28 protein-coding genes are annotated in these 25,249 nt (G+C 40.6%); 17 read left to right on the top strand and 11 right to left on the bottom strand.

Features of this window, described 5'->3' with window-relative positions; translation table 11 throughout:
* Positions 1 to 727: 727 nt before the first annotated feature.
* The 11 genes from rpsR to EAL04_RS05395 all read right to left on the bottom strand — a co-directional run bounded on the left by rpsR (position 728) and on the right by EAL04_RS05395 (position 11,101).
* Positions 728 to 985, bottom strand: coding sequence for a 30S ribosomal protein S18 (gene rpsR / locus EAL04_RS05445; RefSeq protein ID WP_000440196.1), 258 nt, complete (start codon positions 983 to 985; stop codon positions 728 to 730).
* A 22-nt stretch (positions 986 to 1,007) separates the two neighbouring features.
* Positions 1,008 to 1,553 carry a single-stranded DNA-binding protein gene (locus EAL04_RS05440; RefSeq protein ID WP_077655548.1) on the bottom strand — a complete coding sequence of 182 codons (546 nt, stop codon included), beginning with the start codon at positions 1,551 to 1,553 and terminating at the stop codon, positions 1,008 to 1,010.
* Between the two features lie 9 nt (positions 1,554 to 1,562).
* Positions 1,563 to 1,991, bottom strand: coding sequence for a 30S ribosomal protein S6 (rpsF, locus tag EAL04_RS05435; RefSeq protein WP_001216738.1), 429 nt, complete (start codon positions 1,989 to 1,991; stop codon positions 1,563 to 1,565).
* Positions 1,992 to 2,142: 151 nt separating this feature from the next.
* Positions 2,143 to 3,165 (bottom strand): DNA polymerase III subunit delta, encoded by a 1,023-nt coding sequence (gene holA / locus EAL04_RS05430; protein WP_120973813.1) that lies wholly within the window; start codon positions 3,163 to 3,165, stop codon positions 2,143 to 2,145.
* On the bottom strand, positions 3,155 to 5,089 hold the full coding sequence (locus EAL04_RS05425; protein WP_120973811.1) for an RNB domain-containing ribonuclease: 1,935 nt from the start codon (positions 5,087 to 5,089) through the stop codon (positions 3,155 to 3,157). The genes holA and EAL04_RS05425 overlap by 11 nt, the downstream gene beginning before the upstream one ends.
* Positions 5,089 to 5,880 (bottom strand): shikimate dehydrogenase, encoded by a 792-nt coding sequence (locus EAL04_RS05420; RefSeq protein ID WP_120973809.1) that lies wholly within the window; start codon positions 5,878 to 5,880, stop codon positions 5,089 to 5,091. The genes EAL04_RS05425 and EAL04_RS05420 overlap by 1 nt, the downstream gene beginning before the upstream one ends.
* Positions 5,881 to 5,887: 7 nt before the next feature.
* Positions 5,888 to 6,478: an SH3 domain-containing protein gene (locus EAL04_RS05415; RefSeq protein WP_120973806.1), complete on the bottom strand. Its 591-nt coding sequence runs from the start codon at positions 6,476 to 6,478 to the stop codon at positions 5,888 to 5,890.
* An 8-nt stretch (positions 6,479 to 6,486) separates the two neighbouring features.
* On the bottom strand, positions 6,487 to 7,533 hold the full coding sequence (locus EAL04_RS05410) for a microcin C ABC transporter permease YejB (RefSeq protein WP_120973804.1): 1,047 nt from the start codon (positions 7,531 to 7,533) through the stop codon (positions 6,487 to 6,489).
* A complete protein-coding gene (locus EAL04_RS05405) occupies positions 7,530 to 9,311 on the bottom strand; it encodes an extracellular solute-binding protein (protein WP_120973802.1) in 1,782 nt (593 codons plus the stop codon). Before EAL04_RS05405 ends, EAL04_RS05410 begins: the two co-directional genes overlap by 4 nt.
* Complete coding sequence (gene trpS / locus EAL04_RS05400) at positions 9,312 to 10,292, bottom strand: tryptophan--tRNA ligase (RefSeq protein ID WP_120973800.1); 981 nt, start codon at positions 10,290 to 10,292, stop codon at positions 9,312 to 9,314.
* A 71-nt stretch (positions 10,293 to 10,363) separates the two neighbouring features.
* Positions 10,364 to 11,101, bottom strand: a complete 738-nt coding sequence (locus EAL04_RS05395) for a malonyl-ACP O-methyltransferase (protein ID WP_120973798.1) — start codon at positions 11,099 to 11,101, stop codon at positions 10,364 to 10,366.
* A 123-nt stretch (positions 11,102 to 11,224) separates the two neighbouring features.
* Here EAL04_RS05395 and secG point away from each other — a divergent pair, with 123 nt between their 5' ends.
* The 17 genes from secG (at position 11,225) to nuoL (ending at position 25,247) form a co-directional block, all read left to right on the top strand.
* Complete coding sequence (secG, locus tag EAL04_RS05390; RefSeq protein ID WP_162982495.1) at positions 11,225 to 11,818, top strand: preprotein translocase subunit SecG; 594 nt, start codon at positions 11,225 to 11,227, stop codon at positions 11,816 to 11,818.
* Positions 11,818 to 12,375, top strand: a complete 558-nt coding sequence (gene frr, locus EAL04_RS08005; protein ID WP_120973794.1) for a ribosome recycling factor — start codon at positions 11,818 to 11,820, stop codon at positions 12,373 to 12,375. Before secG ends, frr begins: the two co-directional genes overlap by 1 nt.
* A 3-nt stretch (positions 12,376 to 12,378) precedes the next feature.
* Positions 12,379 to 12,984, top strand: coding sequence for an orotate phosphoribosyltransferase (pyrE, locus tag EAL04_RS08000; RefSeq protein ID WP_120973792.1), 606 nt, complete (start codon positions 12,379 to 12,381; stop codon positions 12,982 to 12,984).
* The gene (locus EAL04_RS05375; RefSeq protein ID WP_120973790.1) at positions 12,974 to 13,438 is read left to right on the top strand and encodes an RDD family protein; all 465 of its coding nucleotides are present in this window, start codon (positions 12,974 to 12,976) and stop codon (positions 13,436 to 13,438) included. Before pyrE ends, EAL04_RS05375 begins: the two co-directional genes overlap by 11 nt.
* On the top strand, positions 13,435 to 14,124 hold the full coding sequence (locus EAL04_RS05370; RefSeq protein ID WP_120973788.1) for an SIR2 family NAD-dependent protein deacylase: 690 nt from the start codon (positions 13,435 to 13,437) through the stop codon (positions 14,122 to 14,124). Before EAL04_RS05375 ends, EAL04_RS05370 begins: the two co-directional genes overlap by 4 nt.
* 101 nt (positions 14,125 to 14,225) lie before the next feature.
* Positions 14,226 to 14,627, top strand: coding sequence for an NAD(P)H-quinone oxidoreductase subunit 3 (locus EAL04_RS05365; RefSeq protein WP_001183535.1), 402 nt, complete (start codon positions 14,226 to 14,228; stop codon positions 14,625 to 14,627).
* Positions 14,627 to 15,106 (top strand): NuoB/complex I 20 kDa subunit family protein, encoded by a 480-nt coding sequence (locus EAL04_RS05360; protein ID WP_001183508.1) that lies wholly within the window; start codon positions 14,627 to 14,629, stop codon positions 15,104 to 15,106. Before EAL04_RS05365 ends, EAL04_RS05360 begins: the two co-directional genes overlap by 1 nt.
* Positions 15,106 to 15,903, top strand: a complete 798-nt coding sequence (locus EAL04_RS05355; RefSeq protein ID WP_001875866.1) for an NADH-quinone oxidoreductase subunit C — start codon at positions 15,106 to 15,108, stop codon at positions 15,901 to 15,903. The genes EAL04_RS05360 and EAL04_RS05355 overlap by 1 nt, the downstream gene beginning before the upstream one ends.
* Before the next feature lies 1 nt (position 15,904).
* Complete coding sequence (gene nuoD, locus EAL04_RS05350; RefSeq protein ID WP_000068229.1) at positions 15,905 to 17,134, top strand: NADH dehydrogenase (quinone) subunit D; 1,230 nt, start codon at positions 15,905 to 15,907, stop codon at positions 17,132 to 17,134.
* Positions 17,131 to 17,361, top strand: coding sequence for an NADH-ubiquinone oxidoreductase subunit E family protein (locus tag EAL04_RS05345; RefSeq protein WP_000819165.1), 231 nt, complete (start codon positions 17,131 to 17,133; stop codon positions 17,359 to 17,361). The genes nuoD and EAL04_RS05345 overlap by 4 nt, the downstream gene beginning before the upstream one ends.
* Positions 17,362 to 17,363: 2 nt before the next feature.
* Positions 17,364 to 18,350: a hypothetical protein gene (locus tag EAL04_RS05340; RefSeq protein ID WP_120973786.1), complete on the top strand. Its 987-nt coding sequence runs from the start codon at positions 17,364 to 17,366 to the stop codon at positions 18,348 to 18,350.
* Positions 18,347 to 20,908 (top strand): NADH-quinone oxidoreductase subunit G, encoded by a 2,562-nt coding sequence (locus EAL04_RS05335; RefSeq protein WP_120973784.1) that lies wholly within the window; start codon positions 18,347 to 18,349, stop codon positions 20,906 to 20,908. Before EAL04_RS05340 ends, EAL04_RS05335 begins: the two co-directional genes overlap by 4 nt.
* Positions 20,905 to 21,894, top strand: coding sequence for an NADH-quinone oxidoreductase subunit NuoH (nuoH, locus tag EAL04_RS05330; protein ID WP_001277306.1), 990 nt, complete (start codon positions 20,905 to 20,907; stop codon positions 21,892 to 21,894). Before EAL04_RS05335 ends, nuoH begins: the two co-directional genes overlap by 4 nt.
* 9 nt (positions 21,895 to 21,903) lie before the next feature.
* Entirely contained in the window at positions 21,904 to 22,566 is a 663-nt protein-coding gene (nuoI, locus tag EAL04_RS05325; RefSeq protein WP_064783617.1) for an NADH-quinone oxidoreductase subunit NuoI, read from the top strand.
* Positions 22,559 to 23,107 (top strand): NADH-quinone oxidoreductase subunit J, encoded by a 549-nt coding sequence (locus EAL04_RS05320; RefSeq protein ID WP_000464184.1) that lies wholly within the window; start codon positions 22,559 to 22,561, stop codon positions 23,105 to 23,107. Before nuoI ends, EAL04_RS05320 begins: the two co-directional genes overlap by 8 nt.
* On the top strand, positions 23,104 to 23,406 hold the full coding sequence (gene nuoK, locus EAL04_RS05315; protein WP_000579754.1) for an NADH-quinone oxidoreductase subunit NuoK: 303 nt from the start codon (positions 23,104 to 23,106) through the stop codon (positions 23,404 to 23,406). Before EAL04_RS05320 ends, nuoK begins: the two co-directional genes overlap by 4 nt.
* A gap of 2 nt (positions 23,407 to 23,408) precedes the next feature.
* A complete protein-coding gene (gene nuoL, locus EAL04_RS05310) occupies positions 23,409 to 25,247 on the top strand; it encodes an NADH-quinone oxidoreductase subunit L (RefSeq protein WP_120973782.1) in 1,839 nt (612 codons plus the stop codon).
* Positions 25,248 to 25,249 lie beyond the last annotated feature (2 nt).

Here is a 25,249-nt window from a genome sequence, read left to right as displayed (position 1 = left end):
CTGAGAGTTTTTTCAATTCGCCGGTGTTTTTCACCATTTGAGCGGCTTCACCGATCTGATAGCCTGCGCTGATAAAAAAGCCGTTGTCTTCAGCGTTTAAAAGCGATGCAGCGAGAGAGAGAGAGAGAGAGTAATAAGGTTTTTTTCATGTTTTCTCCTTGAAATTAAAATGGTTAGGTAAGTCTTTTAAAAGAATAAGATCTTATCACCAGATTTCGTTAATATAGCATAAATTGATAAGATTTTTGCGCTAATTTGGCGTTTTGTTGTTTCAAAAAAAAAAAAAGGGTTTTTGGGGTATTTTGGAACCATTCTCAATTATTAAAAAGGTTTTAAAATTTGTTTTAATAGGGACAACGATAAAGATGGGGGTTTAGTTGCTTGGTGGGATCGTTTTAGATTTGGTTGCAAGACTCTTAAGGGGGTGTTTTAAAATAACATTCCCACTAGATTTCTAATAACGCTTAAGAAACCACCGCTAAAATCAAGCTTTTTTCATTTTGTCATGAAGCACCCAAACACTAGAGATATTTGGGATTTCTGCTTGGGTGGTTTTAAGGGGGATTTTTATCGTTTTTACCGCTAGCGTTCCATAAAAGCCAGGCTAAGATTAAATAAGATTAAATAAGATTAAATAAGATTAAATAAGATTAAATAAGATTAAATAAGATTAAATAAGATTAAATAAGATTAAATAAGGGCATGCCCCCCATTAGCCCTAAAAAATTCAGTGCTGTTTAAAAGGGCTATCCACGACTTTTTTCCTATCCACAATGTAGGGGATTAAAGCCATGTGGCGGGCTCTTTTGATCGCTACTTCCACCCTCTCTTGCCACTTTTTACTATTGCCTGTCAACCTCCTTGGCATGATTTTATAGCGCTCTGATAGCGTGTGCTTGAGCATGTCTAAATCTTTATAGTCAATAAAGCTGATTTTAGCTTCAGTGTATTTGCAATAGCGTTTTGAATAGCGTTTTCTTTCCATAATGTCTCCTTAATTTTAACCCTTAAAAGGGGATTTCTTCTTCATCAATATTGATTTCAGGCACGCTGTTTTGATACTTGGACGGCTGTGCTTGTAAATTCTCTTTAGCGTAAGCGTTTTGCGGATAGCTTTGGGCTTGACTGAAAGGATCCTGGCTAGGAGCGTTATAATTAGTGGGATAAGCGTTGTTGAAACCCTCATGCGTCATGCTATCTTGCATAGCGTTTGCTTGGGGATTGTCTGACTTTTTATCCATAAATTGCAACGAGTCCGCTGTGATAGTGTGGCGGGAATTTTTTTTGCCCGTTTGATCCATCCAACTCTCATAAGTCAAACGCCCTTCTATCAAAACGCTTGAACCCTTGCTCAAATACTGGTTAGCGATTTCAGCCGTTCGCCCAAACAAACGCGCGTCTATGAAGCACACTTCTTCGCCTAGCGTGCCGTCTTGCTTTTTAAAACGCCTGCTTGTGGCTAAACCTATTGTAGCCGCAGCCGAACCGCTAGGCAAATATTTCAACTCCACATTCCTGGTCAAACGCCCTACCATAATCACCTTATTAAACATGATAAGCCCTTATTCGCTATGAGATCCTACGCTTTCTGCTTCCTCTACATGGTGAGAATGCGTGTGTTCGGTTTTTTCGTGTTTTTCTTTGGCGTGCGATGGCTTTTTATTAGCCCTATCTACTAACGCATGCCACGCTTCCACTTCCTTCTTGCTTTCGTATTTGATCACAATGAAACGCAACACGTCTTCATTGATGCGATACAATCGTTCAAGCTCTAAAATCATGGACGGATCTGCTTTGAAATACGCCACATAATAATAGCCTCTTTTGTGCTTTTTGATTTCATAAGCCAAATTACGCATGCCCATATCCAGGCTCGTTTCAATCACGCCATGATGCTTAGTGATCACTTCTCTATAAAACTCAATTTTGGATTTAATCTCTTCTTCTACTAAAGTAGGTTTGAGAATAAACATCGTTTCATAATGCCTCATCCATTCTCCTTGTGGTTGTATAGCCCTTTTTTACTAAAAAAGAGCAAGGTCTAAAAAACTTTTGATTATACCTTGCTTTCGCTTGTTTTTGGATTAAATTTAGTTTTATTGGAATATTAAAGCTCAAAACGAAAAACGCCTTAGGCATTTTTTAGGGGTTAATGATTTTTTGAATGGAGGTCAAATACAAAAAACCCAATTCCTTTTGCCCTTGCATGCTTTGAATGTGCCATAACCTAAAAATTTCAAAAACCTTCTTATATCCGGCTTCTTTCAAACGCAGAGCGTTTTTAGCGTAATTTTCGGCAATCTCTTTAGGAGGAGCGTAGCCTAAAACCTCTTTAGCGTCCATTAGACCGGTCGTTTTAATGTGGGCGAAAAATAAAAAAAGCTGGTAAAAATACCGCTCTAACCCCCTTAAAATATCCGCATCTTTTTTGCCCTCTTTTAACAAATAATCATAAATATCAAGCACGCTTTTTTTCAAAAAAAGCCCTAAAATGAGCTTTTGCAAATCCATATCCCCCGCATTGGAGCTTAATTCTTGAATGTCCTCTAAAGTGATGGGTGCGTTTAAAACCGCTAGCTTGTCTAAATCGTTAAACGAAATGCTTAAATCTTCGTTATTAATTTCAAAAAGAGCGTTTAAAAGATGGCTGCTGATGTCTAAATGTAAAACATTAGCCCTTTCTTGTAAGAATTTCAAACTCTCCCAAGTTTTAGGGGTAAAAAAGCGCGCGCAGATCGCTTCATCTTTCAAGGGGCTTTTTTGGAAAAATTTAACGATAGCCTCGCTAGTGTATTTGTATTTGGTGGTGTCGCTTTTAGAATTATAAAGCCCTATGATAAGCCTGTTATGGCTAGGCCGCTCTAAAGCTTTTAAAAAAAGATTCATATCATTTTCTTTAAATTTCTTATGCAGCGCAAAATCCAGTTTTAAAACGACTAAACTGCTCCCTCCAAATAAAGAATCCTGCTCTAAAAGGGTCGCAATCTGGCTTTTTTCATAATCGCTCGCATAAAAAAGCGAAGTTTCTGTGTCAGGGTTATTGCATTTAAAAAGCGCGCTAATCGTTTGAATATAATAATGAATGAAAAAATCAAACTCCCCATACAAAAACACCGCTTTAGGGAGTCGTTGTTTTAAATAATGGTCCAAATCTTTACGATACATGCTCTTTAATCCTTTCTGCGATTTCGCCTCTAACTTGCCCTAAAATCAAATCCGCATGCGTGATTTTAACGCGCACCTTTTCTAAGGGTTTAAAAACCTTGTTCGTTTTGACTAAAACTTTAAGCCCTACCCATTCTTTTAACCCCACCACCACCCAATCTTTAACCTCCAAAACCACGCCCAAAAATTCTTTTTCTAAAAGTTCTAAAGCTAAGCGGGCGAATTTGCGTTTGACAAAATCCCTTTCAATCAAAGCGGCCTTTTTTTGCAAAGCGTTCAACTCAGCGCATAACTCAGGCGTTTCTTCTAACAAATACGAGCAGCCTTTAGCTTGATGGAATAATAATTCTTTTAAAAGCCTGTGCAAGGCTAGATCGCTGTATCGTCTAATGGGCGAAGTGAAATGCGTATAGCTGGCAAACCCCAAACCAAAATGGCTTTCTTGCATGGGGCTATAAAGGGCTAAATTTTGAGATTTAATGATCAAGCGTGAAACTTCTCTTTCTATACTCTTTTCTCTGGCTATCTTTAAGGCATGCTCTAAAAAAGGAAAAAAGCCCATGTTTTTAGGGCGCACAATCTCATAATCAAAAAGCTTGGCATAGAGGCGTTTTTGCTGCTCCAAACTTGGCTCTTTATGGGTGCGGTATATCCCCTTATTGTGAAAATGCTCATCCAATAACCCTGCACTAGACTGGTTGGCTAAGAGCATGGCTTCTTCTATAAGGGTGTGCGCGTTGCTTTCTTTTTCTGTTTCAATTTTTTCTATACGCCCTTCTTCATTCAAATACAGCTTGTTTTCAAACGAGTTGAAATTAAACCCCTTTTTTAAACGCTCCTTTTTTAGTTTTAGAGCCATTTCTAAAAACCCCAAAAGGCTTTGTTGCAAATCTTTATCTAAAGAGCTTTGTTGAGTGCTTAAAAAATGATTGATTTCTTCATAAGCGCAATTAGCCCTAACTTCAATAACGCCTTGAGATAATCGGGCGTTTTTCAAATCGTCTAAAGGGATTTCATACACTAAAGCCAGGCGTTTTTCAAACGCTTTTAATGAGCATGCCCCTTGAGACAAACTCAAAGGCAGCATGGGATAGACGCTATTAGGGAAATACACGCTAAAGCCCCTAAGCCTAGCTTCTTTATCCAAACTGGAATATTTCGGCACAAATTCGCTCACGTCAGCAACCGCCACAAACAAAACCCTTTTTTCTTTATCGTAAAAAATCGCATCGTCAAAATCTTTAGCGTCTTTGGGGTCAATGGTGATAAAAGGGATGTGAGAATAATTGATCCTGTCTTTAAAATCGCTCGCTTTGAGTTGTGCGTAATATTGGGCTAAATTCAGGCAATCTTTTGAAAAATCCTTCACCCTATCAAAAAGGCTTAAAGAAAGGTTTTCATCTATTAAAGGGTCTTCTAAAGCCCCTAAAATTCCGCTGATTTCACGCTTTTTAAGATCGATCTTCACCACGCAATGCCTGGGCAATGCTAATAAGGATCTTTGGCTGTGCTTTAAAGAAATAGGTTTTTTAAAAGGCTCTTTAAAAGGGATAGCCACAATCTGGTTTTTTTCTTTAGCCAAGTAAGCTATCATCGTGTCTTGCGCATCAAAAAGAGCGGCTTTAAAAAAGGCTATGGGGCGTTTTTTAGAACATTCTATTTGGCATAAAATCAAAGCGTCTGTTTTAAAAGATGGGGGTAAGTTTTTGATTAAAGGATCTTTAGGGTAATTTTTCGCTAAAGAAATGAAAAACGCCTTATTTTCTGCCCATTCAATTTTTCCTATATCAAAGCCTTCTTTTAAAAAATAGCGATCCTTATTTGATTGAAGCGCTTCTTTTAAAACGCCCTTTTCTACTAGGGGAGCGAATCGCTTAGGGATCTTTTTAACCCCAAAAAACAGGCTTCTTAAAAACCCTTGCATCAAAAAACACTTCGCATGACTTCAAACGCCTTTGAATAAGGGATTTGAGAAGCGCTGAATTTTTCAAAACTTAAAGAGGCTTGATAGATGAGCATGTCTTTCCCGTCTTGAAAAGGGGTTTTTAACTCTTTGGCTAGAGACAAAAAGGGCGTTAAAAACCCATACGCCAAATCATAAGCGAGCTTGCCCTCTTTAAAATACCCTTTCAAAACCTCTTTATTCAAAGGCAATTCGTTATGCAAACTCGCTGAAGTGGCGTTAATGATCAAATCAAAAGCGCTTTTAGGAGGATCCATAAAACAATCACAGCCTAAGCGTTGGAAAAAATCCAATCCCCTAGCAGAGCGGTTCAACACGCTCACTTGTAAGCCTTGTTTTTTCAATTCGCACGCTAGAGCTTTAGCGCTCCCCCCAGCACCTAAAATCAAAGCGTTTTGATAGTTTTTTTGCTTTAAAGAAAGATAAAACCCTAAAGCGTCGGTATTGTAGCCCACAAGCTCATCATTTTCTACAACAAGCGTATTGACTGCTCCGCATTCAAGCGCGATGCCCTTGATTTTATCGCAAACTTGAAACGCCCTTTCTTTAAAGGGTAGGGTTACATTAGCCCCACTCAATCCTAAATACAAGAACTCGCTTTTGATGTGGCTTTCTAAAGGGAGTAATATGGGGTGGTAATGCCCCAAAAACCCTAATTCTTTTTGAAAAGTCAAAAAACAAGCGTTATGGATTAAGGGCGATTTGGAATGCTTAATGGGGTTTCCAAAGACCCCAAAAGATTTTAATTTCATTATTCTTTCATTCAGCCTTTTTTAAAAGTTTTAAAAACACATAGCCCTTTGTTTCGTGAGAAAATTCAATTTCAGCCCAATCGTTTTGGATTTCTAAAACCTTCACGCTTTTATTTTTTAAAAGCAATCCCAAGATTTTACCTTTTGTGCTAGGAAAAGCGCGCACATTCACGCCACTGACTGCGACTTTATACTCTAAAGGTTTTTTTCCCATTGTAGAGGTTGTGGGTGTTTTTTGGTTGTTTTGAACGGGCGAAACGCTGTCTTGTTTAGAGTCGTTTTCTTTTTCTTGCTCTTGTTTAATCTCTTGTTTGGTTTCTTTTTCTTGCACGGCTGTTTCTAAAGGTGGCGCTGTGTCTTTGGTGGGGTTTTCTTCTGTAGCGGTTGTGGTCGTGTTGGCTTCTTCTTCTTTGGGCGAAAGCGCGCTGTTTTGACGCTCTGTCTCGGTTTTTTCTGCATTTGGGCTTATTGGAGCGCTGTCTTTTTTCACATAAAAACCAAGCGCAGCATGCGCTAAAGCATACAACAACATGAACGCTAAAACCACCAACAAAGGCCGCATAAAAAGTTTTAAAGAAGATTTCATCTCAGTTTTCATTCCTACCCTCAACGCTTTTCAAAATCAATCCTAGGGTCAATCACCACGCAGAGCAAATCGCTTATCAAACTCGCTACCAAACCCAAAAGCGTGAAAATATAAAGCGAACCAAACACAACAGGATAATCCCTACTCACAATGCTTTCATACCCTAAAAGCCCTAACCCGTCTAAACTAAAAACAATTTCTATCAATAAGCTTGAGCTAAAAAACATGCCTAAAAAAGCCTGCGGGAAACCAGCTACCACCAATAAAATCGCATTACGAAACACATGTGCATAAAAAATACGCCCCACTGAACAGCCCTTAGCCTTAGCGCTCACCACATACAGTTTGCCCATTTCATCTAAAAAAGAGTTTTTCACTAAAAGCGTGAGGCTTGCAAAACCCCCCAAAGAAATGCAAAGAACGGGCAAGGTGATATGCCATAAATAATCTTTGATTTTACCTAACGCGCTCAAACTTTCAAAATTATCGCTCACCAACCCCTTTAAAGGGAACCAGTGCCAATAATTCCCTCCGGCAAAAAACACGATCAACACCACCGCAAATAAAAAGGCCGGGATAGCGTTAGCGACAATGATCACCACGCTGCTTAACACATCTAAAGGCTCGTTATTGCGTTTGGCTTTAAAAATCCCTAAAGGGATAGAGATAAGATAAATCAAAAGCGTGCTAAAAAACCCTAACGAAATGGATACCGGCAATTTTTCCTTAATCAAATCTATCACTTTAATCTGGCGGTAAAAACTCTCCCCAAAATCAAATTGCAGGTATTTTTTGAGCATGAGAAGGTAGCGCTCCCCTATGGGCTTGTCAAAACCATAGAGTTTTTTTAAATTTTCTATCAAATCGCTCTCCAACCCTTGAGACGCCCTATACGAACGCTCTTTAACAAGACCTTGAGTTTCTTTGGACTGCGTGTTATTGATTTTAGCCATCATCTGCTCTATAGGGCCTCCTGGGGCAGATTGGATCAGAAAAAAATTAATCGTCATGATGGCTAATAAAGTAGGGATAATCAAAAGCAAGCGTTTGAGGATGTAAGCAATCATTTAGGACCCCTTTCTTTTTTGATCCACCACAAATACGGCGAAAATCCATAGCTAGGGCTGATTTCAAGCATGCCAATGTAATTATACGCTGCGATCCTGTAATTAGGCAAATAAAAATGCGGTATCACATAAAACCCCCACAACAGCACCCTATCCATCGCTTGAATGGCGGCCAATTGCTCCTTATAATCTTTAGCGTTAATGATTTTTTCAATCAAATCATCTACCGCTTTACTAGAGATTCCCGCATAATTCCTTGTGCCTTTTTCTTTCGCGCTCAAAGAGCCAAAATAAAAGCGCTGCTCATTACCCGGGAAAGACGATTGGCCAATCACCCCTACAATCATGTCAAAATCATAGCTTTTGATCCGATTGACATACTGGCTTAAATCCACTCTTTGGATTTTCATTTCAATCCCCAACACCCTTAAGTTTTTAGCAAAGGCTAGGGCCAGTCTTTCAAATGCCGGGCTGTTTAAAAGCAAAGTGAAACTGAAAGGCTTGTCATTCTTATCCACCAAACGCATGTTTTTGTAAGAAAAGCCCGCGCTCTCTAAAAGCTTTTGGGCGTATTTTAAATTTTCCCTCAAATTATAGCCCAAAACATCAGCCCCATCGGTTCTAGGCACGACATAAGGCTCTTTAAAAACCCTTTCATCTAAACTTTTTTCATAAGGGGCTAGCAGGGCTTTTTCTTCAGGGCTTGGGAGTGGAGGGGACGCATAGATAGAGTTACTGAAAAAACTAGTGGTGCGCTTGTATTGAGAAAAAAACAAATTTTTATTCGCCCATTCAAAATCAAACGCATAAAATAAGGCTTCACGCACCCTTTTATCCTTAAAAATTTCTCGGCGCGTGTTGAAGAAAAACCCTTGCATGCCGCTTGGCATTTTGTGGGCTATGAGGTATTTAGTGATTTTTTTATTATCCATAGCTTTCCCCACATAGCCCCTAGCCCAAATTTTAGCCGTGCTTTCAATGCGCCAATCATACGCCCCGCTTAAAAAAGCCTGTAAAGCAATGGTTTCGTCTTTGTAATACTCAAATTTGATTTGATCAAAATTGAATTGCCCCTTTCTGCTGGGCAAATTCCTCGCCCAATAATTAGGGTTTCTTTGGTAGGTGATTTTCTTGCCCACATCAAAAGAAGCGATCACATAAGGGCCACTAGAAACAGGAATGAGTAAGGGGTTTTTTTCAAAATAATCCTCTTGAAACGCTTTTTTGGAAAAGATCTGCAACTGCCCTAAAATGAGAGGCAACTCTTTATTTTCAGTGGTTTTGAAAATGAATTTAACATGGTGTTTGTCTAAGATAACCGCCTTTTTAACATCTTGGTAATACTGCCTATAAATAGGCGATCCTAATTTCATGATCGTATCAAAACTAAACTTCACGTCGCTCGCTAAAATGGGAGCGTTATTGCTAAATCTCGCTCTTTTATCTATCGTAAAAATCACATAGCTGTTATCCTTAGCCACTTCTGCGTCTTTAGCGATCAAGGGGTATTCTGCAAAAGGTTCGTCTAAACTTTGCACCATTAAAGTGTCATAAATGAGATCCAAGCCTTCGGCTTTAGTGCCTTTAAGCGCAAAAGGGTTAAGGCTATCAAAAGTCCCTATGGCGTCATTCCTTAAAACACCGCCCTTTCTGGCGTCAGGGTTAGCGTATTCAAAATGCGTAAAATTCTCCCTATATTTAGGTTCTTCGCCCAAGTATAAATAAGGCGTGGCCTTAAGAAAACAAAACACCCCTAACCATAAACCTAAAATTTTCATCTAAACCAACCCCATCAATTCTTTAGCCTTTTGGTAAGTCGCTCTCGCTAAAGGCCTGGCTTTTTCAGTGCCGCAATTTAAGACGGCTTTCACCTCATCGTCGCTGATTTCTCTGTATTTTTCTTGGATAGGCTTTAAAGATTGGATCACTACTTCAGCTAATTCCTTTTTAAAATCCCCATAGCCCTTATTTTTAAAACGCTCCTCTATCTTTTCTGGGCTTTCATCGCTTAAAAGCATGTAGATATTCAAAAGGTTAAAAATACCCTCTCTTGTTTCATCAAATGCAATAACGCCCATAGAATCCGTGGCCGCTTTTTTGATTTTTTTCACAATAATGTCCGGCTCATCTAAAAGAAAAATCGCATGGTTAGCCCCTTTATGCGATTTACTCATCTTCACTTTTGGATCGTCTAGCCCCATAACCCTTGCCCCCACTTTAGCGATCAAAGGTTCTGGCACTTTAAAGCAGTCTCCAAAATCCCTGTTAAATTTTTCTGCAACGTTTCTCGTGAGCTCTAAATGCTGTTTTTGATCTTCACCCACTGGCACTAAATCGCTTTGGTATAATAAAATGTCTGACGCCATTAAAATAGGGTAATTGAAAAGCCCCACGTTCACGCTTTTAGGGTTTTTTAAAGACTTGTCTTTGAATTGCGTCATTCGTTGCATTTCCCCCATAGAAACCTGGCAATCTAATAGCCATGCCAAGGCCGGGTGCTCATCCACTTCACTTTGAATGAATAACCCCGATTGATTAGGATTAATCCCGCAAGCTAAAAGCAATTTGACTAACTCATAGGTTTGGGATTTTAAAAACGCAGGCTCTATGGGGAGAGTGATCGCATGCGAATTGACGATACAAAAAAGGTTTTCATACTCATCTTGCAATTCTACCCAATGCTTGATCGCTCCTAAATAGTTGCCCAAATGGATTTGCCCGGTAGGTTGGATGCCTGAAAAGACTCGTTTTTTTTGCATGTTGTTTCTCGTTGGTTTTAGTTAGTGTTATTGTAACCACCTAATTTTAATATTTTAATTTATCTTAGTTTTTAAGAACGCTTGATCCCAGAAAAGAGTAACACTTCATAGCTCAATTTTTCAAACGCCATGTTTTGGAAAAAATGTTTTTTTTGCTTGAAACTCAGCGTTGAACCCCCCAAAAGACCGCATTTTTTAAGGTAATTCAAGCAATCTTGTTTGCGGTTAAAATAAAGAGCGAAGCGCTTGTTTTCTAATTCTATTTGAAAATGTTTAAAAGCGTTTTTGATCAAGGATTTGAGCGTTTTGAGATCCCTTAAGGGCGAAGGCGTGCCTAAAAACTCATGCACTTCATGCAAACTAAAATCCGTATGGATAGCTAAAGCGGCCTCCTTACTAGAAAGAGCGATTTTTTCTAAAACGCTTTTTAAATCCCTTGCCCATTGCAAAGATGAAGAGGACACAACCAGATCGTAAGCGCAAAAAACATGTTCTTCAAAATCCGCATGCTCTAAAGAGATTTTTTGAATGTTGATAGAATGCGTGGGGTGTAATTTGAGCATGTTCATGGAATTATCCAAAGCGATAAAGTCTTCAATCACAATATTTTGCCGCTCTAAAGCGTTAAAAACAGCCCCACTCCCTGATCCTAAATCCAAAACTTTAGCGTAATGTTTTTGCTTTAAAAATTGAACAAGATGAATAGCGATTTGTTGCTGGATATGGGCAAAGAGGTGGTAAGTTTTGGCATGCCGATTGAATGCATGCTGATTGAATGCATGCTGATTAAATGAATAAAAAGAGTCCAACACCACCGCCTTTAACGCGCCACGCTTGAAATTAAAACTAAATTTTAGTGTATTCTTAGCAAATTTTAGATAAGATCAAGCGTAATTTTTTCTAAATTTTAGGGATTTAAGGAATCGGTGTTTATGACAAGCGCTCTGTTAGGCTTACAAATTGTTTTAGCGGTATTGATTGTGGTGGTGGTTTTGTTGCAAAAAAGTTCTAGCATCGGCTTAGGGGCTTATAGCGGGAGCAACGATTCTTTATTTGGCGCTAAAGGGCCCGCAAGCTTTATGGCGAAAATGACCATGTTTTTAGGGCTGTTATTTGTCATCAACACCATCGCTTTGGGCTATTTTTACAACAAAGAATACGGCAAAAGCGTTTTAGATGAAACTAAAACTAAGCTTTCGCCCTTAGTCCCTGCCACCGGCACGCTTAACCCTACGCTCAATCCCACATTAAACCCTACGATCAATCCTTTAGAGCAAGCCCCCGCTAACCCTTTAATGCCAAAACAAACGCCTAACGAACTCCCTAAAGAGCCAGTCAAAGCACCTTCTGTTGAAAGCCCCAAACAGAATGAAAAAAATGAAAAAAATGACGCCAAAGAGAATGGTATAAAGGGTGTTGAAAAAACCAAAGAGAATGCCAAAACGCCCCCAACCACCCACCAAAAGCCTAAAACGCATGCGACACAAACCAACGCCCATACAAACCAAAAAAAGGATGAAAAATAATGTTACAAGCCATTTATAACGAAACCAAAGATTTGATGCAAAAAAGCGTTCAAGCTTTAAACAGAGATTTTTCCACTCTAAGGAGCGCGAAAGTTTCAGTCAATATTTTAGATCACATCAAAGTGGATTATTACGGCACGCCCACCCCTTTAAACCAAGTCGGCTCCGTGATGAGTTTAGATGCGACCACCCTTCAAATCAACCCGTGGGAAAAAAACCTGCTCAAAGAAATTGAACGATCCATTCAAGAAGCCAATATTGGCGTCAATCCTAATAACGACGGCGAAACGATCAAGCTTTTTTTCCCGCCCATGACAAGTGAGCAAAGAAAACTCATCGCAAAAGACGCCAAAGCGATGGGCGAAAAGGCTAAAGTGGCTGTGAGGAATATCCGCCAAGACGCCAACAACCAAGTGAAAAAATTAGAAAAAGACAAAGAAATCAGCGAAGATGAAAGCAAAAAAGCCCAAGAGCAGATCCAAAAAATCACCGATGAAGCCATTAAAAAAATTGATGAAAGCGTGAAAAACAAAGAAGACGCGATTTTAAAGGTCTAAACCATGGATATTAAGGCATGTTATCAAAACGCTCAAGCGCTATTAGAGGGGCATTTCTTGCTCAGCAGCGGGTTTCATTCCAGTTATTATTTGCAATCCGCTAAAGTCTTAGAAGATCCCAAACTAGCCGAACAATTAGCTAAAGAATTAGCCAAACAAATCCAAGAAGCCCATTTGAATATTGAATGCGTATGCTCGCCTGCGATTGGGGGGATCTTGGCTGGGTATGAGCTTGCAAGGGCTTTGGGCGTGCGTTTTATCTTCACTGAAAGGGTGGATAACATCATGACATTAAGGCGTGGTTTTGAAGTCAAAAAAAACGAAAAAATTTTAGTGTGCGAAGACATCATCACTACGGGAAAATCCGCTATGGAATGCGCTAAAGTTTTAGAAGAAAAGGGTGCTCAAATCGTGGCTTTTGGCGCTCTAGCCAATCGGGGCATTTGCAAACGCATTCATTCTCACTTGAAAGCCCAAGAGGGTGCGTGCTTGCCTAGCCATTTGCCACTATTTGCTTTAGAAGATTTTGTTTTTGACATGCACAAGCCTAGTTCTTGCCCTTTATGCGCTACTAGCGTCGCTATCAAACCGGGAAGTCGTGGCAACTAAAAAAACCAAAAAAAATAAAACCCCAGAAAAAAAACGCGTTTTAGAAAGCCCTTTAAAAGGGTTGAATCTCTCTTTACGCTTAAAAGCCTTTATCACCGATATTTTTATGATTTATACCCCCATGCTTTACATAATGACTTATGCGATTTTAGGGAGCTCGAAGGATTTTAGGGAAAACCAGAGCGCGATTTTTTTATGCCTGCTTTTTTACGCCCTAACGCACAGCTTTTTTATCGCTTTTAAATCCCAAAGCCCTGGCATGCGTTACGCTCAGTTTAAATTGGTCAAAAATAATGGCGAAAAAGTGGGCTTTTTTTTGGCGTTGTGGCGCTTTGTTTTGTGGGTGTTGAGCATGGGGTTACTTGTAGGGTTTGTTGCGCCTTTTATTTTTAAGTTTTTTTTGCATGACAAACTCAGTGGCACTCATATTGAAATTATCGAGGAGGAAACATGAAAAATTTAGTGATCTTAAGCGGGGCTGGCATTTCAGCAGAAAGCGGGATTAAAACCTTTAGGGACGCTGATGGCTTGTGGGAAGGGCATGACATCATGGAAGTTGCTTCGCCTTATGGCTGGAAAAAGAACCCGCAAAAGTTGTTGGATTTTTACAACCAAAGGCGCCGACAGCTTTTTGAAGTTTATCCTAACAAGGCCCATAAGGCTTTAGCGGAATTGGAAAAACACTATCAAGTTAATATCATCACCCAAAATGTAGATGATTTGCATGAAAGGGCGGGTTCTTCTCGCATTTTGCACTTGCATGGGGAATTATTAAGCGTTCGCAGCGAAAAAGATCCTAATTTAATTTATAGGTTGGAAAAGGACTTGAATTTAGGCGACTTGGCTAAAGACAAATCGCAATTACGCCCTGATATTGTGTGGTTTGGCGAAGAGGTGTCTTTGCTTAAAGAAGCGATTTCTTTAGTCAAACAAGCGCACCTTTTAATCATCATTGGCACTTCTTTGCAAGTTTATCCCGCCGCTAGCCTCTACACGCATGCGAGCAAAGACGCCCTCATTTATTACATTGACCCTAAGGCTAAAAACGCCCGTTTGCCCCAGAATATCCAATGCATTAATGAAAGCGCGGTGCATGCCATGCAAGATTTAATGCCCAAACTCATAGAAATGGCCTCTTAAGAGATGTTGAAATAATTTTCATTTTTTCAGCTAACGATTAGCAAAAACATGGTTTAATTGGCTTCATCATTTGCGAATAATTAAAGGAGTTTGAGAGCCTGATGCAACAAGCCACAGAAGCATTGAATCACCCCTATTTTGGCGTTTTTGTTTTGTTGGTATTCACCTTTTGGGTGTTTAACTTAACCTTAAGGATTCAAAGGTTTTTAAGCCGTAAAATGGCTCAAAAAAAGGGCGAAAAGCTCAAGCTCGCTCCCTATGAATGCGGGCCTGTGGCTCTCAAGCAGCCTAATAGAGTGTCGCACCATTTCTATATCATGGCCATGCTTTTTATCTTATTTGATGTAGAAATCGTTTTCATGTTTCCTTGGGCGATTGATTTTAAAAAATTAGGTTTGTTTGGGCTCATTGAAATGCTAGGCTTTGTCTTCTTTTTAATGATTGGTTTTATTTACGCTTTAAAGCGAAACGCTTTGAGCTGGCAGAAATTAGAGGTGAAATAATGCAACAAGCACCGGTTGTTCTAAGCACTTTGGATAAATTATTGAATTGGGGGCGTTCTAATTCGCTTTGGCCCTTAACTTATGGCTTGGCGTGTTGTGCGATTGAGATGATGGCGACAGGGGGTTCAAGGTTTGATTTTGACAGATTTGGCACGATTTTTAGAGCGAGTCCTAGGCAATCTGATGTGATGATCATCGCTGGCACGCTCACTAAAAAACATGCCGAGTTTATGCGTAGGCTCTATGATCAAATGCCTGAGCCTAAATGGGTGATTTCTATGGGGAGTTGCGCTAACACGGGCGGGATGTTCAACACTTATGCGACCGTTCAAGGAGCGGACAGGATCGTTCCTGTGGATATTTACTTGCCCGGTTGCGCGCCACGCCCAGAGACTTTACAATACGCTCTTATGGTTTTACAAGATAAGATCAGACGCTCTAAAGCGATCAAACAAGACGCTCCTAAAAGGTTAGTGTGATGGTAAGAAAACAATCCCCCTATGAAGATGTGCAAAAACAATCGCGCCAGCATGACCCCTATAAAATCATAGAACCCACCCCTAAAAAATATTTAGAGGGCAGTGCTTATGAGGTCATTTACAACCACCTTTCTTACAAACATGAGATTTTAGACAAATACATAGAGACTAACACGGCGGTGTTTTGGATCAAAAAAGACGATATTTTTTCTGTCGCTACGACTTTAAGGCATTTGGGTTATGAGTGTTTGAGCGAAATGAGCGCGATAGATTTGTGCGCTAAAAAAGGGCATTTTGAATTGTTTTATCAATTCGTGGGCTTTAGCGATAGCTGTAAGAACCGCCGTAGGGTGCGCGTGAAGTGCGTTTTGTTGCCTAATGAGAGCGTGGATTCTTTGAGTTTTTTATACCGATCGGCTAATTGGAGCGAAAGGGAAGCGTATGACATGCTTGGTATTGTGTTTGACAAACACCCCTATTTGAAGCGCCTTATCATGCCGCATGATTGGGTAGGCCACCCCTTATTGCGCTCTTACCCGCTCAAAGGCGATGAATTCGCCCAATGGTATGAAGTGGATAAAATTTTTGGCAAAGAATACCGAGAAGTGGTGGGCAAAGAGCAGAGAGACAGCGCGAGAGTGGATGAAAAAGACACTTTCAATTTTGCAAAAATTGGCTATGAGCAGGGCAAGGGCGAAGAATTAAAAGAAGTAGAAGAAAAGCATGCGTTTAAGAAAATCCCTTTTGTCAAAGATTTGCACAAAATCGCCCCAACTATCTTAAAAAAGAGGCTATAAAATGGCTCAAAATTTCACGAAACTCAACCCTCAGTTTGAAAACATCATTTTTGAACATGACGACAACCAAATGATTTTAAACTTTGGCCCTCAACACCCCAGTAGTCATGGGCAATTGCGCTTGATTTTGGAATTAGAGGGCGAAAAAATCATTAAGGCTACCCCTGAAATTGGCTACTTGCATAGGGGCTGTGAAAAATTAGGCGAAAACATGACCTATAACGAATACATGCCCACTACTGATAGATTGGATTACACTTCTTCTACCAGCAATAACTACGCTTACGCTTATGCGGTAGAGACCTTGCTCAATCTAGAAATCCCACGCCGAGCGCAAGTGATCCGCACGATTTTACTAGAGCTTAACCGCATGATTTCACACATCTTTTTTATCAGCGTGCATGCTTTAGATGTGGGGGCGATGAGCGTGTTCTTGTATGCGTTTAAAACGAGGGAATACGGGTTGGATTTGATGGAGGATTATTGCGGGGCTAGGCTCACGCATAACGCTATAAGGATTGGGGGCGTGCCTTTAGATTTACCCCCTAATTGGCTAGAGGGCTTAAAAAAGTTTTTAGGCGAAATGAGGGAATGCAAAAAACTCATTCAAGGCTTATTGGATAAGAATCGCATTTGGCGGATGCGTTTGGAAAATGTGGGCGTTGTAACGCCAAAAATGGCGCAAAGTTGGGGCATGAGCGGCATCATGTTAAGAGGGACTGGGATCGCTTATGATATTAGGAAAGAAGAGCCTTATGAGCTTTATAAAGAACTTGATTTTGATGTGCCGGTGGGCAATTATGGCGATAGTTACGATCGGTATTGTTTGTATATGTTAGAAATTGATGAAAGCATTCGCATCATTGAGCAACTCATTCCCATGTATGCTAAAACCGATACGCCTATCATGGCTCAAAACCCGCATTATATTTCCGCCCCTAAAGAAGATATAATGACGCAAAATTATGCCTTGATGCAGCATTTTGTTTTAGTGGCTCAAGGCATGCGCCCGCCCGTTGGGGAAGTGTATGCCCCCACAGAAAGCCCTAAAGGGGAATTAGGGTTTTTTATCCATTCAGAGGGCGAGCCTTACCCTCACAGATTAAAAATCAGAGCCCCTAGCTTTTATCACATTGGGGCTTTGAGCGATATTTTAGTGGGGCAATATTTAGCGGATGCAGTAACCGTGATTGGCTCAACCAATGCGGTGTTTGGCGAGGTGGATAGATGAAACGCTTTGATTTACGCCCCTTAAAAGCAGATATTTTTAAACGATTAGAAGAATTGATTGAAAAAGAAATGCAACCTAATGAAGTCGCTATTTTCATGTTTGAAGTGGGGGATTTTTCTAACATCCCTAAGAGCGCTGAATTTATCCAATCTAAAGGGCATGAGCTCCTCAATTCTTTGCGTTTCAATCAAGCGGATTGGACGATTGTCGTGAGAAAAAAGGCTTGATTTTGAGCGGCTTTAACCCCTTAAATTCTCCCTTAAGTGCAAGCTCTTCAATTAGTTTGAAAGAAGCCTATTGTTTAGAAAAATTATCTCTTCAAAAAGGGTTTGAAATCAATTACAAATTGAGCAAAGTTAGCTTAAACCTTTTAGAAAAAAGCGATTTGTGCGTTTTGTTTGGGGGTTTTTCAAACGCTTGTTTGAATGAAAACGAACGATGGATTTTAGAAAGCATCAGCCACTCAAAACGCCCCTACGCTCTATTAAGACCCTTACAAGACACAAGAGACTTGCAAGAAAATTGCCTTTTTGTGTCGTATGAAATCCACACGGAAGCGGCGATTTTGGCCTTGATTTTAAGGGGCATTTTGGAAAAAACTTCCCAATTAAAAGGGCATGTTTTAGAAAAAATAGATGTGGGGTATTTAAGCTCTGAAGCGAACATGAGCGAAGAAGAATTACAAGAACTTATCGCACTTATTGTTAAGGCAAAAAAAAGGGTGCTTGTTTTAAACAGAGAAATCACTAAGCATGCTCATAGCGCTTTTTTATACACCCTTTTAAGCGGGTTGCAAAACTACCTAGAAATTTTGCATATCCCTTGCAATGATTCAAGCGTAACGACCGCTTTTTATGATTCTAAAGATCAAGAATGGTTGCTAGAAACAGCCTTTAAAGAAGGCATTTTGCCTTTTGAATCACAACTCCAATCAAAAGATTTAGAATTTTTAGAGCGAATGGGTGAGGCTAACGGCTCGTTTGTCTATGTTTCTTACAAGAGCCTTAAAACCCCCAAATTGTCTTTTTCCAAGCAATTTAAGATCGCTAACAAGATTAAGCATTCTAAGGCGGTGTTTCAAATCTTAGATAAAACGCTAGAATGCGAGTTAGAAGAAAGCCCCCATTTGAAGGGCTTGATTGCGATTTTAGAAGGGGCGTTTTTTGACACTTACCCTTATATCCCTATTTTATCCCACTCTCAAGGAATTTCATGATCACAATGAATATCAATGGCAAAACGATTGAATGCCAAGAGGGACAAAGCGTTTTAGAGGCCGCTAGGAGCGCTGGGATCTACATCCCTACCATTTGCTATTTAAGCGGTTGCTCGCCCACAGTCGCATGCAAAATGTGCATGGTTGAAATGGATGGCAAACGGGTTTATAGTTGCAACACGAAAGCCAAAAATAACGCCACCATTCTCACTAACACCCCCACGCTCATGGATGAGAGAAAAAGCATCATGCAAACTTATGATGTCAACCACCCCCTAGAGTGTGGCGTGTGCGATAAAAGCGGGGAGTGCGAATTGCAAGACATGACGCATTTAACCGGCGTGGAGCACCAACCCTATGCGGTGGCTGATGATTTCAAAGCGCTAGATTCATGGGCAAAAGCCTTGTATGATCCTAATTTGTGCATCATGTGCGAAAGGTGCGTAACCACTTGTAAGGACAATGTGGGCGAAAACAACCTTAAAGCCACTAAAGCCGATTTGCATGCTCCGGATAAATTTAAAGACAGCATGTCCAAAGACGCTTTTAGCGTGTGGAGTCGTAAGCAAAAAGGCATTATTTCTTTTGTGGGTAGCGTGCCTTGCTATGATTGTGGGGAATGCATTGCGGTATGCCCTGTGGGCGCTTTGAGCTATAAAGATTTCGCTTACACGGCTAACGCATGGGAACTAAAAAAGATCCATTCTACTTGTTCGCATTGCTCAGCCGGGTGTTTGATTTCTTATGATGTGCGCCATTTTGATACTCTAGGCGAAGAATCTAAGATTTTTAGGGTGCTTAATGATTTTTACCACAATCCTATTTGTGGGGCGGGCCGGTTTGCTTTTGATGTGAGCTCTAGCCCTAAAGGCAGCGCCAATCTTAAAGAAGCGCAAAACGCCCTCAAAGAATGCGAAGCGGTGCGAATAGGTGGGGACATTACGAATGAAGAAGCGTTTTTGATAGAGCGTTTGAGGAAAGAGCTTAATTTTAAAATCTACAATCAAGAAGCGTATCATTTTCAGCAATTCTTAAAGGTATTGGGCGAAATTAAACGCCCTAGCGTTGAAGAGATTAAAACTTCTCATTTAGTCATTACGATTGGCTCTTCTATCAAAACAGAAAACCCTTTGGTGCGCTATGCCATCAATAACGCCCTCAAACTCAATAAAGCCTCTTTGATCGCTATGCACCCTATCAAAGATAACGCGTTAGCGAATTTGTGCCGAAGCTCTTTTTGCATCACCCATGAAGTGGGGGCTGAAGAAATCCTTTTAGGCATGCTTTTAAAAATGCTTAACATTGAAAGCGCGGCTTTAAAAAGCTTAGAAGATTCCAAACAAAGCATTGTGGATGAAGTGGCTCTTAAAGCCTTAGAAGAAGAGCGGAAAAAGGCTTTAGAACAAGCCGAACAAGGGTGCAGTATTGGAGAAAACAAAGAAGAAAACAAAGAAGAGGCAGTTGCTTCAAAAGAAAACAAAGAAGAGAATAAAACAGAAGTGGCTGCCCCAAAAGAAAATCAAACAGAAAACAAGACAGAGGTTAAAGAAGAAAAAATTGAAGTCCCTACCAAAACCACTTATTTGTTGCTTGAAGAAGCGGGCATCAATTTAGAAACTTATGAAAAAATTCTCGCTCTTTTACAAAAATCAAATAACACCTTGCTGGTGGTTGGCGAAGAAATTTATAGCCATAAACAAGCCCACAATATCGCTAAAATGTTGCGTTTGTTAGCCCAAAAAAGCGCTGTTAAACTCATTCTTATCCCCCCAAGCGCGAACGCTTTAGGCATCGCTTCCATTTGCGAATTGAGCGAAGAAATTTTTGAACATGAAAAAATCGTAGGCATTCGTGCTCAAGGGGATTTCACTATCAATAGCGACGATAGGGTTTTTGGGAAAGACGCTGTCAGTAAAGTGGATTTTATTTTGCCCAGTCTCAACCAGCTAGAAGGCACGATCATTAATGTTGAAGGGCGTGTGTTGCCCTTAAAACCGGCTTTAAGGTTTGAGGGCTATGACTTGAGCGATATTATGCAAGGCTTTGGCTTTGTGGAAGAAAATCTCACAGAATGCACCCACAAACTCCCTACAGAAGCGGGCTTTAAAGCCATAGAATTTGATCATCTAACCAACTATTTCACTAATGACAGGGTCAATCACAGGGGCTATTTATTAGAAACAAGCCATTTTGAAAACAGCGCTAAAGAATGCGAAACCACAGAATGCGAGCCTATCAAGCCTTTAAAAGAAAAAATCGTTTTCAACGCGTATTTAAAATACCCAGAAACGCAATTCAATAACGCTACCTATAAAAGCGAGAATTTGCAATTAAAAGCCGGTGTCTATGTGTCTAAAGCCTTCTTAAAAAAATTGAATAAAGAAGTGGGGCAAAGCATCACTTTAACTAAAGAAGAAGAGGAATTAACAGGCGTTTTGTATCTTGATGAGAGCTTGGATCAAGAGGTGTTTGTCATTTCTCCTCCTCTTTTAAAAAGCCATTCCAACTTTTTTAGAGAGGGCGTGTTTGATAGCGTGGATTTAAAGGAGCAAGCATGAGCGCTTATATCATTGAAACTTTGATTAAAATTTTGATTTTAGTCGCTGTTTTTTCGGCTTTAGGAGGCTTTGCCACTTATATTGAAAGGAAAGTGTTAGCCTATTTCCAACGCCGTTTAGGGCCTTGTTATGTGGGGCCTTTTGGGCTTTTACAAGTCGCAGCAGACGGCATTAAGCTTTTCACTAAAGAAGACATTATCCCCCAAGGCGCGAACAAATTCATTTTCACGCTAGCGCCCATTATTGCGATGGTGAGCGCGTTTGTGTCCATGGCGCCTATCCCCTTTTTCCCTAATTTCACTCTGTTTGGCTATGAGATCAAGCCCCTTATTTCTGACATCAACATTGGCTTTTTATTTTTCTTAGCCGTGGGTTCGGCAGGGATTTATGCGCCTATTTTAGCCGGGCTTGCTTCTAATAACAAATACTCTTTAATTGGCTCAGCGAGAGCGACGATCCAACTGCTCAGCTTTGAAGTGGTCAGCACTTTAACCATTCTAGCTCCCTTAATGGTGGTAGGATCGCTCTCTTTAGTGGAAATCAATCATTACCAAAGCGGTGGGTTTTTAGACTGGCTTGTGTTTAAGCAGCCTCTAGCGTTTATTTTGTTTTTGATCGCAAGCTACGCTGAATTGAATCGAACCCCCTTTGACTTGTTAGAGCATGAAGCCGAGATCGTGGCGGGGTATTGCACCGAATACAGCGGCTTGAAATGGGGCATGTTCTTTTTAGCGGAATACGCGCATTTATTCGCTTTTTCTTTTGTGATTTCTATTGTGTTTTTTGGCGGGTTTAACGCATGGGGCTTTATCCCTGGAGGCATAGCGATTTTAATCAAAGCGGGCTTTTTTGTCTTTTTATCCATGTGGGTTAGAGCGACTTATCCGCATGTAAGGCCCGATCAGTTGATGAACATGTGTTGGAAAATCATGCTGCCTTTAGCACTATTGAACATCGTGCTAACGGGCATTGTTATTTTAATTTAAGGAGGTTTTATGGCCAAACAAGAATATAAGCAACTTCCTAAACGAGCCGAAGTCCATAGCGCGACCGAGCAATTTAAAGACACCGTTAAAACGAGCTTGGGTTTGGATCTATTCAAAGGGTTAGGGCTTACGATCAAGGAATTTTTTAGCCCAAGCGTAACCATCCATTACCCTATGGAGCAACTCCCTTTAAGCCCACGCTATCGCGCAGTACATAATCTGCAACGGCTTTTAGACTCAGGCTCTGAAAGGTGTATCGGCTGTGGGCTGTGCGAAAAGATTTGCACGAGCAATTGCATAAGGATTATCACGCATAAAGGCGAAGACAACCGCAAAAAGATCGATTCTTACACGATCAATTTGGGGCGTTGCATTTATTGCGGGTTGTGTGCGGAAGTTTGCCCAGAATTAGCGATTGTTATGGGGAATCGGTTTGAAAACGCTAGCACCCAACGCTCCCAATACGGCTCTAAAAGCGAGTTTCTAACGAGCGAACAAGACGCTAAAAACTGCTCGCATGCCGAGTTTTTAGGCTTTGGTGCGGTAAGCCCTAATTATAACGAACGCATGCAAGCCACCCCTTTAGATTATGTCCAAGAGCCTTCAAAAGAAGAATCCAAAGAAGAGTCTCCAACAAGCCCAGAAAGCCATAAGGGAGATGAAAATGTTTGAAACCATTGCCTTTTATTTCTTTGCGATCCTTACTTTGAGCATGGCGTTAGTGGTGATCACCACCACGAATATCCTCTATGCCATTACCGCTCTCGCTAGTAGCATGGTTTTTATCTCTGCTTTTTTCTTTTTACTAGACGCTGAGTTTTTGGGCGTGGTACAAATCACGGTGTATGTGGGCGCGGTCATTGTGATGTATGCGTTTGGCATGATGTTTTTCAACTCCGCTGCAGAAGTCATTGAACGCAAACAAAGCCCTAAAATCTTGTGCACGCTTTCATTTGGCGTGGCGCTGTTGCTCACCTTGATTTTAAGCGCTCCTAGCATTGGCGAAAACCTTTCTAAGCAAGTCAATTCCAACGCTATTGATGCACAAATCCCCAACATTAAAGCCATTGGTTATGTGCTTTTCACTAATTACCTCATCCCTTTTGAAGCAGCGGCTTTAATGCTTTTAGTCGCTATGGTTGGAGGCATCGCTACAGGGATTCAAAAAATCCATGGGAAAAATCACACGCAATTTATAAAGGAATCTCTATGATAGGGTTAAACCACTATTTGATTGTTTCAGGGTTGCTCTTTTGCATTGGTTTAGCGGGCATGCTGAAACGCAAAAACATTCTGTTGCTCTTTTTTTCTACAGAAATCATGCTCAATGCGATCAATATCGGTTTTATAGCGATCTCCAAATACACGCACAATTTAGACGGGCAGATGTTCGCACTCTTTATTATCGCTATTGCCGCTAGTGAGGTGGCTATTGGTTTGGGCTTGGTGATTTTGTGGTTTAAAAAATACAAGAGCTTAGACATTGATTCTTTAAACGCTATGAAAGGTTAAGCATGCAATATTCTTCTTTGCTGTCAGTGGTGTTGTTTTTGCCCTTAATCGGTGCGGTTTATGCGGGGCTTTTTGGGGCTAAAGCTAAAGCGTTGCATGTGGGCGTTTTCAATTCTTTGTGCGTGCTGGTTTCTTTCATTGGTGCGGTGGTTCTTTTCATTCAAGCATGGCATCATCAAAGCTATGAAAAATATTTATTTGACTGGATCGTGGTGGGGAATTTTAAAGTCGGCTTTTCCCTCATGCTGGATAATATCAATGCGGTCATGATTGTCGTGGTCACTTTAGTTTCTTTTTTAGTGCATGTGTATTCCATAGGCTATATGGAGCATGATACAGGGTTTAACCGCTATTTTTCCTACCTCAGCGGCTTTGTGTTTTCCATGCTGGTGTTGGTGTTGAGCGATAATTTTTTAGGGCTTTTCATTGGTTGGGAAGGGGTAGGGCTATGCTCTTACTTACTCATTGGCTTTTGGTATCATAAAACAAGTGCAAACAACGCTTCTATTGAAGCCTTTGTGATGAATCGGATCACGGATTTAGGCATGCTCATGGGGATTATTTTGATCTTTTGGAATTTTGGCACCCTTCAGTATAAAGAAGTCTTTAGCATGCTCAATAACGCCGATTATTCCATGCTCTTTTACATCAGCGTGTTTCTTTTCATTGGCGCTATGGGCAAGAGCGCACAATTCCCTATGCACACATGGTTAGCCAACGCTATGGAGGGGCCAACCCCTGTATCCGCTCTCATCCATGCAGCAACGATGGTAACCGCTGGGGTGTATCTGGTCATTAGAGCCAATCCTTTGTATAGCGCGGTGTTTGAAGTGGGCTATTTTATCGCATGTTTAGGGGCGTTTGTGGCTCTTTTTGGAGCGAGCATGGCTTTAGTCAATAAGGATTTAAAACGCATTGTGGCTTATTCCACGCTTTCTCAATTAGGCTATATGTTTGTAGCGGCCGGTCTTGGGGCTTATGCGATTGCGCTTTTCCACCTCTTCACGCATGCGTTTTTCAAATCGCTCCTTTTCTTAGGCTCAGGCAATGTCATGCATGCGATGGAAGACAATTTGGATATTACCAAAATGGGTGCTTTATACAAGCCCATGAGGGTTACAGCTATCTTTATGATTATAGGATCAGTGGCTTTGTGCGGGATTTACCCTTTTGCAGGATACTTTTCTAAAGACAAAATTTTAGAAGTGGCTTTTGGGATGCACCACCACATTTTATGGTTTATACTTTTAGTTGGGGCGATCTTTACCGCTTTTTATAGCTTCAGACTCATCATGCTGGTGTTTTTTGCGCCCAAACAGCACAAGATCAACCACCCCCATGAAGCTAAAAATTTCATGCTTTTAAGCATGCTGCCGTTAGGGGTTTTAGCGGTCATTGCCGGGTTTTTTGAAGAGCCGTTTTTCCATTTCATTTCTCAAGTGATCCCTAGCGTTGGAGAGTATCCCGTCCCGCTCGCTCTTTTAATCAGTATCACCACCATAGCGGTGTTATTGAGCATCGCCTATGCCATATTTAAATATAAAAATGGTATCACTTCTAAAAAAGAGGGGGGCTTTTTATACAAGCTCTTGCTCAACCAATACTATATCCCGCAACTCTATCAAGGGATTGCAAAAGTTTTTAGCGCTGTCGCTTCATTCTTGCACCAGGTCGTGGAGTTAAGGATCATTGATGCGATAGTGGACACTATAGGAAGAAGCGTTTTTGTTATAGGGCGTGTGTTTAGAATCAGTCAAGATGGGAATTTAACCTCCATGTTGCGCTTCATGGTGGCCGGGGTTTTAATCTTATTAGCGTTTGTAGCTTTTTTTGGGAGATAAGA

Source organism: Helicobacter pylori, assembly GCF_003638305.1.
Classification (GTDB): Bacteria; Campylobacterota; Campylobacteria; order Campylobacterales; family Helicobacteraceae; genus Helicobacter; species Helicobacter pylori_DJ.
The sequence above is the reverse complement of the archived record's forward strand: the minus strand, read 5'-3'. Positions and strand labels throughout refer to the sequence as shown.